Here is a 13,917-nt window from a genome sequence, read left to right on the forward strand (position 1 = left end):
ATTCTTAAAGCATGTATGAGAGATCTGAACCGAAGGTTGGATAGGCATAAATCATCTTTTTTAAATCCTTTGATTTCAATCCGGCTGTAATGGCTATCGCAAAAAGATTAATGGTTTCGGCTGCCTCTGGGCCAATTAGATGTGTTCCCAGCAACTGGCCACTATTTTTATCGGTTATGGTTTTAAAAGCGTATTGATCTTCATTCAAGCGTTTTGCATTGAACCACGAACTTGCTTCCTCATAATTTACTGACACCTCAATATTCTTTGCCTTAGCAGTCTGCTCCGTTAAACCTACACTGGCAATGGAAGGAATGGTGAAAACCACCGAAGGAATAGCACCATAATCAACAGATTTTTTATTTCCATTGATGATATTAGTAGCTACCACATGACCTTCCATGACGGCAACAGGAGTCAGAGGCAGGCCAGAAGAGTTAGCCGTATCGCCAGCGGCATAAACGTGCGAATTCGAAACACTTTGCAGGTGCCGGTTTACTTCAACACCATTAATGCCATGGGAAACTCCGGCTTTATCTAGGGCTAAATCTGCAATGGCCGGCACCCGACCGGAGGAATTAAAAACAGCTTCGGCCTGAAAATGAACTTCCTTTTCTTCTTGTCGGCCTTTAACGATTAGCATGTTTTTTTCTTTGTGAATTTCCAATGCTTCAGTTTCCAGATGGATTTTAACGCCTAATTTTTCTGTAGCCGATTGTAGATGCTTCACGATGTCTGAGTCAAAATTCTCAAGGGGATGAGTGCCACGGTGAATAATGGTAACCTCTGCACCTGCCCGGGCCGCAATGTGGGCAAACTCAAAGGCAATATAACCGCCTCCTATGAATAAGATGGAGTCAGGTAATACATCAAGATTCAGAAAGTCTGTACTCGTCAATGCATAATTTGCCCCCGGTATTCTCAGCGGACGTGGTTGAGCACCGGTAGCTATGAGGATCTTTTCAGCCTCTATCTGCTCATTTCCTAATTGAAGTTTGTTCTTTCCAATAAACTCAGCCTTTTCATGAAAAGTCTTTACTCCATTTTTACGGAAGCCATTTTCTACTTTAGCAGGCATTGGCTCCGTAAAGGTGTTTTTAAAGCGCATGAGGTCGCTCCAATTTATTTTCGGTTTTCCGGTAATTCCTTTTCCCTGGAGATTTTCTGCCATATTTATTGCTTCAGTGGCACTGATCAATACCTTCTTTGGATCACAACCCCTAAGCGCACAGGTGCCTCCGTAAGGTAATTCATCGGTAATGCCTACGGATAAACCAGAAGCAGCACATTTATTGGCGACTGTGATACCTGCCATGCCAGCGCCAATTATAAATACATCAAAATGCTGCATGGGTTATTGATTTTTTATGTCAGTCACTTTATAACCTGTGCTATTGATTGCTTTTTCAATTTCACCCACTGAAGTTTTAGAGGAATCAAACTGTACGATGGCATTTTCATTTTCATAAGAAGCTTTCACGTCCACGATACCATCAAGTTTATTTACTTCATGGCTGACGTGTTCTTCGCACCCAGTGCAGGTCATGCCGTTTACGAAAAAGGTTGCTGTTTGCACGTTTTGCTGATCAACAACAATCACTTGCCGATCTTGCGAGGGGTAAAAAACATTTGCATAGAGCGGAAAGGCCAGCATCAACCCAGCAAAAACCGTTACTATGGCCAGGAATTTTTTGGAATGCCAGAAAGACGGCTTTTCATCATCCTCACAAGCACAATCAATTTCTTCTTTAGAACGTGGCTTTAATTTTTGATACCAGGCAAAGCCCAAAACAAGTATAGTAATACCTATTAAGTAGGGACGTGCGGGTTCGAGCCAGGAAAAAGTGGAAGCTGCACCACTGGCGCCTGCGATCAAAGCCAACACTGGTGTTATGCAACATAGTGACGCTGCTATCGCAGCAACTATCCCTGTTCCTAAAAGTCCTTTAGATGATTTACTTTCACTCATAATGTGGCTTCTTTTAGGGATGGAACCCGAAGATTTTCCAGCATTGGTTTCAAATCTTTTAATGCTTCATTTTCCAGTGAATAGAAAATGGTCTTGCCTTCTTTTCTTGAAATAATAATCCGTCCGTCTCGCATTTTCCGCAGGTGCTGCGAAACAGCCGGAACGCTCATTTGTAGGATGTCGGCTAAGTCGCAGGGACAAAGTTCTCGTTCTAAAAAGAGGAGGTAAAGCATCTTCAGGCGCACTTCATTTCCTGCCAAAGCAAGCACAGAGGCTAACTGATTTACCTGAGGCTGGAGATTTTCCAATTCGGACCTTCCTCTTACAATTTGCGCCTGGTCTGCCTCGGCACGTATGCAATTTATGGGATCTGCTTTTGACATTCTGCTTCACTTTATCACAAAGGTACATTACTGTTGTCATTTAAGCAAATGATTAAATGTAGTAGAAAACATTTTTCGCCAAAATCTTAATTGCGCTCTTGTACATTACACGGAATGAGACAAGGATGAACTACGTTGATCTTGGAGCATACATGATAATCAGCACACCCAGCAATGCAACAGCGCCTCCGATAAGATCATATTTGTCGGGTATAATTCCATCCACTTTCCAGCCCCAGATAATAGCCATCACAATGAAAATGCCGCCATAGGCTGCATACACACGGCCAAAATTTGCCGGTTGCAAGGTGGCCACCACTCCATATCCTATTAATATAAGACCACCCAAAATACCAATCCACCAAGGCTTACCTTCCCTTAAGCTGAGCCAAACCATGTAACCGCCTCCGATTTCGAATAAGCCGGCTAATACAAAAAGAAACATTGATTTTATAATTGTAATCATTTTACTCTGCTAATTATTTGTTGTATATCCTGAGGTATTTCCATTGGTCTAAGAGACGGTACATTGGCCCCGCCTGTATTGCCTACAGGAATTTTTCCAACAAAAGATTTTACGCCTCCCACCAGTAATCGTGGTATTTGTCCTATCACCTCTTTGGTACTTTTAATTCTGGTACCAAAGAAAAGCATCTTCCAATGCACATAGCTGTGTTCCCAGGGATAAGCCTGGCCTATTATATGTGCCCGTTCAAGGTGTCTCCAGGCAATGCTGAATTGGTTCTTTTCCAGGGCAGCCCGATATGCTCTAAGCTCCTGTTCGAAGTAGGGCTGTAACCTGGCAGGCATAATGGTGTTGAGTTTCATATTATTTGCTTAATTCTCTTATTATTTAGAAAGTTTTAAAATGCGAATAGCGCCCCGCATCACAAAGGCGAACACGATTCCACCAATTAACAGGTCCGGCCATTTGCTGTTTAGAAAATAAACCATTACACCGGCCAGGATCACTCCACCATTCACAATAATATCGTTGGAAGTAAATATGGCACTGGCCTGCATGTGAGCTTCATCGCTCTTAGCTTTATTGATCAGCCAAAGCGAAACCAGATTGCCTATGAGTGCCAGTACTGATATGATGATCATCCACTGAAACAGGGGCGTTCCGCTTTCGCTGAAAAACCTGCGCAATACTTCTGAAAAGCCTAATAGTGCCAGTCCCATCTGAAAATAGCCACTGATTTTAGCTACTTTTTTCTTACGAGACATGGCAGCACCTACAGCAAATAGGCTCAGACCGTAAACGATGGAATCTGCCAGCATATCCAGAGAATCGGCTATTAAGCCCATAGAACTGGAAATCCATCCGGTAGTCATTTCTATTACAAATAAGCTGAAATTGATAGCCAGCACCCACCAAAGTATTTTTCGCTGTTGGGAGTCGTCAGTAGCCAACGGCAACTCAGCTTCATCTTCCGTACTTTCCAAGTGGTCACTGAGCTTAAGTTCACTAATGGCCTGATGGATCTTATCCACTTCGTTTGTGTGATATACTTCCAGTTTGCGATTGGGGATATCAAATGAAAGCTGCTTTACTTCATTATAAGGTTCCAGCTTCATACGGATCATCTGTTCTTCTGAGGGACAGTCCATTTTTGAAATTATGAAAGTGGATTTTTTCATTTTAATGACTATGCGATGTCTGACTTTTCTTCATCTCTGAGATAAGGTAGTAGGCATTGTTCCAGGCTACTTTAGTTCCTTTGGGAAGTGGTTCCAGCAGGTTTATTTCCACCCAACCTTCATCAATAACACCAGTTCGTATTTCCACGGGTTTAAATGCCCACTCCGTCTCACCATCCTCATTGTGCTGTTCAGCTATGAAGATATAGGGTTTACCTTCTTCCTCGATAATGGCACTTTCCGGCAGGGCGTTTACAGCTTTATTCTCCGTGTGGATTTTTCCGTTGATGTACATCCCTGGTATCAGGAATTCCTTCTTTTGCTCAATTTCTGCGTGGACGTGAACCGCTTTGGGGTTTTGTTCAAATTGTTTCCCTACCGAATAAATTTCGGCTGTAAGGCGTGAACCGGGCACGGACTCCACAGTAAAAGAAACTTTCTGCCCTTCTTTCACTTTGTATACATCTTTTTCGAATACCATTAAATCTGCGTGGATGTGCTGGGTATTGACAATTTTGAACATTCCCGTTTGCGGCTGAATGTACTGACCTAACTGGATCAACACTTTTTCAATGTAGCCATCTATGGGGCTTACCACCGGCACCTGCTCATATACATCACCATTCCTGATTTTCTCTACCTTCAGGTTCAACTGGCGCAGTTGGGCTTCGTAGCCCTTTACTTCTCCTTTCATGGATTGATAGTCAGACTTGGTCTCCTGAAAGGTTTTGCCGGAACCTACTTCTTCTTCGTACAGCTTCTTTTGCCGGTTGTATTCCTGCTCAAGGTATTCACTGCGGTTGTAGGCCGTGATGTACTTGGTTTGAATCTCGGTTAGATCAGGGTGAGACAGGTATGCCAGCACCTGGCCTTTACTGACCTTATCCCCTTCTATCACTTTGATGGAAGTGATATTGCCTCCAACTATCGCTGTAACGGTGGCCTCGTGTTGTGGTGGCACTTCCAACTGGCCATTGGCTTCTACCACGCCCGATATGGGGCGAGTGGGCATAGTGTCCACTTTCATCCCCAGGCTCTTAAATTTTAAGTTGGACAAATGAACTTCGCCCATGCCTTCTTCCCCGTGGCCTTCGTGCCCGCCTTCTTCATCGCCATGCCCCTCATGGCCGTCTTCTTCACCGTGGCCTTCGTGCGATTCGTGCTGCTCACCTTCCTCGTGATTATGCCCATCGCCATCGGTTTCGTTGCCACAGGCCGAAACAAAACCTGCTATAAATAGCAGTGCAAATAATTTTATGATCTGATTTTTCATGTCGTTTATTTTTATCCGTTACCGGTTTTAGTTTGTTGTTTGTAAATAGTATTCGAGTTCATAGCGGCTGTCCAGGTAATTGCCCAGGGCATTCCATGAATCCACTTCTATGCGGATAGCGTCCCTTATGTTTTGCAAAAAACTTACATAGTCTATTGCGCCTTCTCGGTAAGCCGTTATCGAACCTTGTCTTTGCTCGCGTGCCAGCGGCAATGCCTGGTCTCGATAGTAAATCCATGAGTTACGCCATTTCAGGTATTCTTCCCGCATGGATTGGTACTCGGCATTGAGTTGTAGCTGATTTTGCCTGAGATTTTCCGTGGCAATTTCGCGCTGGATTTTAGCCTCTTGCGTACGGCCCAGCTCGGGCCCAAAAAACAAGGGGATTTGTATGCCTATTTGGTAGGTGTAAAACCCGGTTTGCCCCCCAACTTCTTGCCAGCCATACTGTCCTTGTAACTTGGGCAAAAACTCCGATCTTCTTTCCTTTATTCGAGCATCGGCCACTTTTATTTGCTGTTGATACACATTAAGCAAAGGGTGAGTACTTAGGGAATCCAAGTCATAATTAAGGATTCCGGTCAATTGCTCACTGGGCACATCCGGTACTGTATAAAGGGTATCGCTGACCAGCCATAAGTTGAGCCGCTGCAAAGCGCCCAGGTAATCGCGATAGGCCTGTTCCTTTTGGATGCGCACTTCATTGGCCTGGTTTTTAGTGGCCAAATAGGCCAGTTTAGAAGTTTCTTCTACTTCCAATCTCACATCTGCCGCTCGTTCTATATCGGTAAAGAGCGAATCCAAACGGTTGTACACCTGGTAGGTGTTTTTAGCGGTGTAAACCTGGCCCCAGGCCAACTTCACTTCTCGTTTAAGCTCTGTTAATGACAGGTCGAGAGCGCTTTCGGCAAGGGCTACCCGTTCCTTTTGCAAGCGCAGTCGTGGAGCAATTCCAAAAACATCAATATTTTGTTGTTGAACCCCTATCCGCGTATAAACTCCATCAGTATTGCTGCTTGCTTCTTCCGCTCCCGTGAAAATTTGGGTGTTCCCAAAGTCCCAGGCTGTTTTCTTCAGCGCTGCTTCGCTTTCTATTTGAAGCCTTTTGGCCTTGATCTGAGGGAAATACTCAACAGCCCGATTTTGGGCATCTTTAAGGGAAATGCTTTGCAAGGTATCCGGGTTTATTCCTTGCGCCTTTGCAGATTGGGAAAACCCGAGAAAACTACCTAAACCAATAAGTAGAACGATGGTGTTCAGAGCTGTTTTATGCCCCTGGTTTCCGATTTTCTTTTCCCTGCGTTTCTCAACGAAGGTATAGAGTACAGGCAGTACAACCAGCGTAAGAAGTGTAGCCGACAGCATACCGCCAATTACTACGGTGGCCAATGGCCGCTGCACTTCCGCTCCGGCAGATGCCGAGAAAGCCATAGGCAGGAAACCGAATATATCCGTGGTTGCCGTAAGCATGATGGGGCGAATCCTTTCTTTGGTACCGGTCAAAATTCGATCCTTTAAGCTGGTCACCCCTTCTTCTTTGAGGGAATTGAAGCGGTTGATCAGAACCAAACCATTCAATACAGCTACACCAAACAGCACGATAAATCCAACACCGGCTGAAATACTAAATGGCATATCTCTCATCCACAAGGCAAAAACGCCCCCTATGGCTGCCAGGGGAATGGCCATGTAGATCATAATGGATTGCGAAAATGACTTTAGTGCAAAATAGAGCAGCACGAATATCAAAAAGAGTGCAATGGGCACTACAATAGTGAGCCGTTTTTTGGCACTCTGTAAATTCTCAAATTCGCCACCATACGTAATATAATAGCCAGATGGCAGATTCAGCTGTTCATCTAATTTGACTTGTATATCATTCACTACCGACTCCACATCCCGGCCTCGCACATTTACACCTACGTAAGTCCTACGGTAGGTATTGTCGCGGCTAATCTGCATCGGGCCTGGTTGGTAGCTTATGTCAGCTATTTCTTTGATGGGAATTTGTGTTCCGTTCTCAAGGTCGATATACAGGGTGCGCAGGTCGTCTATACCCTGGCGGTGGGCCTCATCAAAACGGATGACCAGATCAAAGCGTTTTTCGCCTTCAAAAATCACCCCTGCCTTTCCACCTGCAAAAGCAGAACTGATATACTCGTTCACCTTTTCAATGTCCAAGCCGTATTGCGCCATTTTCTTACGGTTATAGCGCACGGTCATTTGAGGCAAACCCGAAGTCCGTTCGGGATTTACATCACCAGCACCCGGCACGGTCTCAATAATATCGGCCATTTCCTGAACTTTGGTAGCCAATACATCCAGGTCTTCACCATAGAGCTTGACAGCAATGTCCTCACGCACACCTTCCAGTAGTTCATTGAATCGAAGTTCCACAGGTTGTGTGAACACAAGGTTGACACCAGTCAACCGCTCTTCAAGCAGTTCCTTGATTTCGTCAATAAGCCCTTCCTTCGTTTCTGCCGTAGTCCACTTATCCCGGTCTTTTTCCAGAATGAGGTACATATCGGCAATATCCATTGGCATAGGGTCGGTAGGAATGTCGGCCACACCAATGCGGGCTGTTACCGTTTTGATTTCAGGAAAATTCTCCAGTAAAAGGTTCTCAATTTTATAGGAAACATCTGTTGCCTCACTCAGCGAACTTCCCGGCCTTATCAATGCCTGCATGGCGATATCACCTTCATCCAGTTGGGGTACAAATTCTCCTCCCATTCGGGAAAAGGTATAGCCCGCTATGCCGAGCAGAACAACAGCAACGATAATTACCATTGTTTTAAACCGGAGTGCACTTTTGAGTAAGGGCAGATAGGCCCAATGAATGCCACCAATGACTTTATCACTGATTTTTTCCAGCCAGCGTTCAAATCGCCCAAACCAGTTCTTTCTGTTTTGGATGGGTTTCATGAAAAGGGCAGACATCATGGGAACGTAAGTGAGGCACAAGACTATAGCACCTATCATGGCAAATCCAAAGGTATAGGCCATGGGCTGGAACATTTTACCTTCCACACCTGTGAGGAAAAGAATAGGGGCAAATACAATCAGGATGATAATCTGTCCGAAAAAGGCTGAACCCATCATTGTGCTGCCGGACTCATAAGCCACCTCATCCATTACACTCTGGTTGAACTTGATTTTCCCTGACCGAATACGTTTCTGAATTTCGTAAACTGTTCCTTCAATAATGATCACTGCCCCGTCAATGATGATCCCGAAGTCAATAGCGCCCAGGCTCATCAGGTTGGCCCAAACGTTAAACTGCTTCATCAGAATGAAGGCAAAGAGCAGAGAAAGCGGAATGGTAGTGGCCGTAATGAGACCCCCGCGCAAACTTCCCAGGAGGATTACCAGTGCAAATATTACGATCAGTGCGCCTTCAATCAGGTTGTTCTTTACCGTATCAGTGGTTCTCCCTATAAGTGCGCTACGGTCGATAAAAGCATCAATCGTGAGCCCTTCGGGAAGCGATTTTTCTACTTCCTCCATGCGCTCTTTCACGTTTTGGATAACGGCATTAGGGTTGGATCCCCTCAGCATCATTATTATGCCTCCTACGGCTTCTTTACCATCACGGGTGAAAGCCCCGTAGCGCACCTGGTGACCAAAATGAACTTTCTCGGCCACGTCATCAATGGTGATGGGAATGCCATTTTCGTTTCGGATTACAATACTCCGTATGTCGTCCAGAGAGCGCACCAGTCCTTCCCCGCGAATGAAATTGGACATCCGGTTTTTTTCGATGTAAGCACCGCCAGTATTTACGTTATTTCGGGCAAGGGCACCGTAAACCTCTGAAATGCTCACATCCATGGCGTTGAGCTTTTCAGGATTAATAGCCACTTCGTATTGTTTGATGTAACCACCAAATGAGTTGACCTCCACCACACCATTAAGCAAGGTGAGTTGTCTTTTTACGATCCAATCCTGAATGGTTCGCAGTTCCATTGGACTGTAGACAGTGTCATAACCCGGTTTCGGTTGGATGGTATATTCATAGATCTGGCCCAAGCCTGTAGAAATAGGACCCATAGTTGGGTCGCCAAACTTTTCGGGGATGGTCTCCTGTAATTCATTCAGTTTTTCCTGTACCAGTTGGCGGGGCAGATAAGTACCCATATCGTCTTCAAAAACGATGGTGACGACCGACAGGCCAAACCTTGAAACGGAACGGATTTCTTCCACTCCGGGAAGATTTCCCATGGCCAGTTCCACCGGATAAGTGACAAACTGCTCGATATCTTCGGTAGCCAGGTTTTCGGATACGGTCATTACCTGTACCTGGTTGTTGGTGATATCCGGCACCGAACCTAGGTTAACCGTGGACATGGAGTAGATACCCACTCCTATGAGGGCCAACGTGAGCAGGCCCACAATAAATTTATTCCTTATGGAAAATGAAATGATTTTGTCTATCATAATGCTTTGATGTTATTTTAAATGGACAGTGAAGTAATGATGTATCCGTTCGATAGTGGCTAAGAGCAGGATTATACAAGCAATGGCAATTAAGAACCACTTTAGCACTTTTTGCCAGGTAACTTTCTCGCTGCCTTTTTTCTTTTTACTCAACTGCCCTTTTCTTGAATTAAAAATTCTTGCTACAGATAATGCCGTTTTCCGGCCTGATACAAAAAAGGCTTATGAAATCAGGATTATTGAAATAGCTGCTCTATCAGCTCCTCTGAGGAGATGAAAAGGCATAACTATCCTGAAATTGCCCGGGTTTAGGCCCTTGGAGGAATAAAAAGCTCGAAGAGGTCGAGGCTTTTGAAATTTTGATGATAAAAAGGGTAATGCGATGGATTGCCAAGTGGATTGGCTTCGCTCATTGCATTGGGGAAGATAACATGGATATGGCAACAATGGCAGGAGCATATTGGATTACATAAGTCATTGGAAGATGACCCGTTATCGTGCCCGGAATGGGAATCACTGCTCATCACAACCTGCTGATTTTCAGTAGAGGAATTATTGCTAAGATCATCCGCGCAGGTTATGAACGAAAGACCCAGAAAATAAACTGCCAATATGTAGCATAGCCATTTCACAGTCGGCAAAAATAAGGAAAGGTCTTGAGATTTCAAAAAGTAGCTGCTGGAGGCCCGAAGGTCTCAGAATGAGGTTTCTTCAACTTTTAGAGACGCTTTTATTTCTTCGCGAATATCCTTTCTCAAGTGATACCAAAATCCTTTCTTGACCGGGTTGCCTAAGGTGGCTAAGCGTTTGTGACAATAGGAAGCCTCTGTATCGGACAATTCCAACCTTCTTTCAATGAGGTATTCCCGGTATTTGTAAACGGCTGAGATCAACTTATGATCCTTGCTCTTGGCAAAGCTGATAAAGCTTTCAAAAATAAGGAGCCGCTCTAATTCTTCTGTTAACTCCATCAATTCTAAGCCTTCGGCTTCATGAGGGGCCTTTACTTTGCGGACTATCCCCTCTTCATCCTCTACTATAATTTCTTTGGAAGCAGCTGTGCCTTTCCGTTTTTTAACTCCTTCCAATGTCCATTCGCGGTCTACGTAGCTTAATCCATGTTCAAGCCATAAGCCAGCATTATCCAGAACAAGTCCGAATTCCTTTCCTGGGGCAGGGCGCATACACCGTCCTACTTGCTGAAGGTAGAGAACTAACGATTTTGTTGGCCGGGCAAGCTGCACGGCTTCACAATCAGGAACATCAAACCCTTCAGACACGATATCGACATTGGAAAGGATGAGGATTTCCCCTTTTTTGAATTTCTCGAGAATAGACTTTCGTTCTTCTTTTGGTGTATTAGCATCCACATGGGCAGCGGCAATACCCTCGCCATTGTAACGCTGTACAATGGATTTGCTATGTTCGACATCAACAGCAAAGACGATAGTCTTTTTTCCGTTTGCTTTGTTCTTGTAAGTCTTCACCAAGTCAGCCATTAAGTGATTGGCTAACATTACGTTTCTCAGCATCTGAAGGTCGTAATCCCTCATCTTCTTTTTCACTTTACTGAGATCAGGAATAGCTCCCACGAGATGTTTGATTCTGGCTAAATATCCTTTTTCAAAAAAGTAACTGAGTTTGCCCAGAGGAATAAGAATTTGGTACTGATCATCGAAGCCTTCACCGTTTAATCGGACAGGATTAGCAGTCACTCCAAGAAATCGTGCATCAGGGTAAATTTCCCAGAGCTTCTTGTAGGTGGCGGCTTTTGAGTGGTGGCATTCGTCAATAATGACAATATCCGCAGGAGGAAATTTGCGTCTCGAAAGGGTTTGAATACTGGCAACCTGTATGTTCTTATCAGGGTCAGGCTTTGTTCCGGCCAGAATTACCCCAACTTCCACTTCAAACTTATCCTGGAGCCTTTCAACAATCTGCTCTACCAATTCTTTCCTATGGACTACAAGAAGTACTTTCTTCTTTTTTAGATGGGCTTTCCTGACTATTTCAGAAAACACATGAGTCTTTCCAGTGCCGGTAGGCATCTGGAATAGAACGTTCATGAGGTTCTTGCGCTTCGGGTCCCAAGCCTCAAAAATTTGGGTAATGCCGTTTTTCTGATATGGTCTGAGCTGGTCAGGCATTTACAAAAACCACAAATTATTCTCCCCGAACTCAGGCACCTTATCACTTTTGAAATAAGGAAATACCTCGGCTACCATTTCGGGGTACTTGATGGTGACCGGTAGGTTCTGTTGCTTCACAGACTTCCAGTACATACGGCTAAATTGATAAACCTGGTCGATCAATTCCTTTATCGTTTCATCATCATTGAGCAAATTGCTCTCCGAAGCGGAGAAGGTAAGTTTGATGGGGAAAGGCCAATCGCTTATCCGGGAATTGATCTGGTAGCGGGTATTGTTAAAGAGCAGGTACTGATCTCTTCCGATAGGAAGGATCGTACCGCTCAAGGGCAACATGCTTTCATGTTGCATATTGAAGGCCACCAGGTCTTTTTCCTCCGTCTTATTGATGGTTATCACGTAAACAGGGATATTTACATTCAGCTTCTCAAGCATTTCCACTATTGGCTCCAGCTCCCTTTCGCTCATCTTCTTGTAGAAATGAATGATCAGCCGCTTGGTGTTTTCATGCTCCACCATGTATTTGAGGACGGCTTCCCGAATGGAGCCAGCTAACATCTTGGTCTGGTTGGCTGAAAAGCATTTGAAGCCCTGAAAATCGCCTTCGTTGTTGAAGCAGAAGGCACTCCCAACATAGCGGCATTTATCAGTGTATGAGTAGAAAGCTCCGACACCTACAACCAGTTCGTCTTTCGGCTCACGCTTCAAGCGCCAGGGAATGCCATCGAGCTTTGCGAGAAGGGCAGAGGAAATATTGGTCAGGTGAAAGTTATATTTCGGTTTGCCAATATTGCCTTTATAAATTACCTGTGAAGTAATTCCTGGCTCGTTCTTGAGCAGCATTTCCTTCAAGCGGGCATAGACCAATCGTTTCTCAGGGTCTGGGTTGTCCTTTGAAATGGGGCTTACATAAATGGCCAAATACCTTGTGTTAGGCACGGCCTCAAAATCTTTCAAGAACTCTCGGGTCTGATCTAAAACGGTATCGATGCTATCAAAGGCCACGCTCTTATTCTCAAGCATTTCAAAGTTCTGCCTTAGCACTTCATCCATAGCTGGAAAGGTGTAGCCATTGTAGGTGTAGCCTTCAGTGAGATATTGGTATAGACTCTTGACCTTGCCCAACCTTTCGGATTTGGGATAGATGAAGAAGAACTTACAATGGCCCCCGTGAGGTGGGCTGTATGGGCCTTTGTCAATGAATGCTTTGGGGTCAATTCCAACTTCTTCGTTACCAAATTCGAGGTTGTTAGAATCATATTTGGTGCGAAGGATGCGTTTGGGGGGCATGTCAATAAATCCTTCCTGGAATGGAATGATGGACTTGAAGCCGCTTGTGTTTAGGTATTTATTGTAAAAGCCTCTGATCTTTTGAAAGTAGTCTTTGTACTTGGTGCCGAACTTGGGCTTATCCCAAGGAATTTCCAGAAAGGTTTTTAACTCATTGCTGAGCTTGGGGAAAATCTGATCGTGATTTTGCTTTATCTCTGGAGACAGGTATTCGTACTTGTAAACTGCTTTGTTGTACACCACCTTGTTGAGCTTTTCGGTGGGGAAGTTCTTTAGCTCCTTGAGGCTCTTATTGAGGACTTTGGTTGTTCCATCATAAGAAACCAGCAATTCAGGGCTGTCGGAAACCCTTTTGAATTGAACGCGAAGGGAAAAAATCTGAAAAGTGTCGTATTTGGAAGTACTCAACTTGCTATCCCTAAACCAGACCTCCACATCTCCAACGAAATCATACTGGGCCACATCTGCAATAGTTAGGAAATGCTTGCGGATCTGATGTTTGTAGTAATGAGCCGAAAACTTGGCCGATGAAGCAAGTTGTACCGTTGCTTTATAGTCACAATCTTTAGTTGTTTCAAAGTTGGTGTAGAGGTAGGAGATATCCTTTAGCTCATCCTCGTGCTCTTCCCAAAGTATCTTGGGGTATTCGGCTTTATGAAGAGGGGCGTAGCTCTCTATTTTCTCCTTATAGAAGCCGCACTCTATTTCATCAACGGGGTTTTCAAAGTTTAATATGTTGAGCTTTAGTTTCTGGTCTGGCATAGGCAATCA

At 44.5% G+C, this 13,917-nt stretch carries 11 protein-coding genes; all 11 read right to left on the minus strand.

The window, feature by feature from the left end; translation table 11 throughout:
• Nucleotides 1–4 precede the first annotated feature (4 nt).
• Nucleotides 5–1,351, minus strand: coding sequence for a dihydrolipoyl dehydrogenase family protein (locus tag F3059_RS03995; RefSeq protein WP_151166733.1), 1,347 nt, complete (start codon nt 1,349–1,351; stop codon nt 5–7).
• Nucleotides 1,352–1,354: 3 nt separating this feature from the next.
• Nucleotides 1,355–1,969 carry a mercuric transport protein MerTP gene (merTP, locus tag F3059_RS04000; RefSeq protein WP_151166735.1) on the minus strand — a complete coding sequence of 205 codons (615 nt, stop codon included), beginning with the start codon at nt 1,967–1,969 and terminating at the stop codon, nt 1,355–1,357.
• The gene (locus F3059_RS04005) at nt 1,966–2,352 is read right to left on the minus strand and encodes an ArsR/SmtB family transcription factor (RefSeq protein ID WP_151166737.1); all 387 of its coding nucleotides are present in this window, start codon (nt 2,350–2,352) and stop codon (nt 1,966–1,968) included. Before F3059_RS04005 ends, merTP begins: the two co-directional genes overlap by 4 nt.
• A gap of 130 nt (nt 2,353–2,482) precedes the next feature.
• On the minus strand, nt 2,483–2,818 hold the full coding sequence (locus tag F3059_RS04010) for a YnfA family protein (RefSeq protein WP_223274535.1): 336 nt from the start codon (nt 2,816–2,818) through the stop codon (nt 2,483–2,485).
• Complete coding sequence (locus F3059_RS04015; RefSeq protein ID WP_151166739.1) at nt 2,815–3,180, minus strand: DUF3703 domain-containing protein; 366 nt, start codon at nt 3,178–3,180, stop codon at nt 2,815–2,817. Before F3059_RS04015 ends, F3059_RS04010 begins: the two co-directional genes overlap by 4 nt.
• Before the next feature lie 21 nt (nt 3,181–3,201).
• The gene (locus F3059_RS04020; RefSeq protein ID WP_151166741.1) at nt 3,202–3,996 is read right to left on the minus strand and encodes a cation diffusion facilitator family transporter; all 795 of its coding nucleotides are present in this window, start codon (nt 3,994–3,996) and stop codon (nt 3,202–3,204) included.
• A 1-nt stretch (nt 3,997) separates the two neighbouring features.
• Nucleotides 3,998–5,269, minus strand: coding sequence for an efflux RND transporter periplasmic adaptor subunit (locus F3059_RS04025; RefSeq protein WP_151166743.1), 1,272 nt, complete (start codon nt 5,267–5,269; stop codon nt 3,998–4,000).
• 27 nt (nt 5,270–5,296) lie between these two features.
• Nucleotides 5,297–9,709: a CusA/CzcA family heavy metal efflux RND transporter gene (locus tag F3059_RS04030; protein WP_151166745.1), complete on the minus strand. Its 4,413-nt coding sequence runs from the start codon at nt 9,707–9,709 to the stop codon at nt 5,297–5,299.
• 308 nt (nt 9,710–10,017) lie between these two features.
• The gene (locus F3059_RS13865) at nt 10,018–10,341 is read right to left on the minus strand and encodes a DUF6660 family protein (RefSeq protein WP_394349547.1); all 324 of its coding nucleotides are present in this window, start codon (nt 10,339–10,341) and stop codon (nt 10,018–10,020) included.
• Nucleotides 10,342–10,404: 63 nt separating this feature from the next.
• Nucleotides 10,405–11,856 carry a DEAD/DEAH box helicase gene (locus F3059_RS04035; RefSeq protein ID WP_151166747.1) on the minus strand — a complete coding sequence of 484 codons (1,452 nt, stop codon included), beginning with the start codon at nt 11,854–11,856 and terminating at the stop codon, nt 10,405–10,407.
• Nucleotides 11,857–13,908, minus strand: coding sequence for a Piwi domain-containing protein (locus F3059_RS04040; RefSeq protein WP_151166749.1), 2,052 nt, complete (start codon nt 13,906–13,908; stop codon nt 11,857–11,859).
• Nucleotides 13,909–13,917: the final 9 nt, after the last annotated feature.

It is taken from the genome of Salibacter halophilus, assembly GCF_008806325.1.
Classification (GTDB): domain Bacteria; phylum Bacteroidota; class Bacteroidia; order Flavobacteriales_G; family Salibacteraceae; genus Salibacter; species Salibacter halophilus.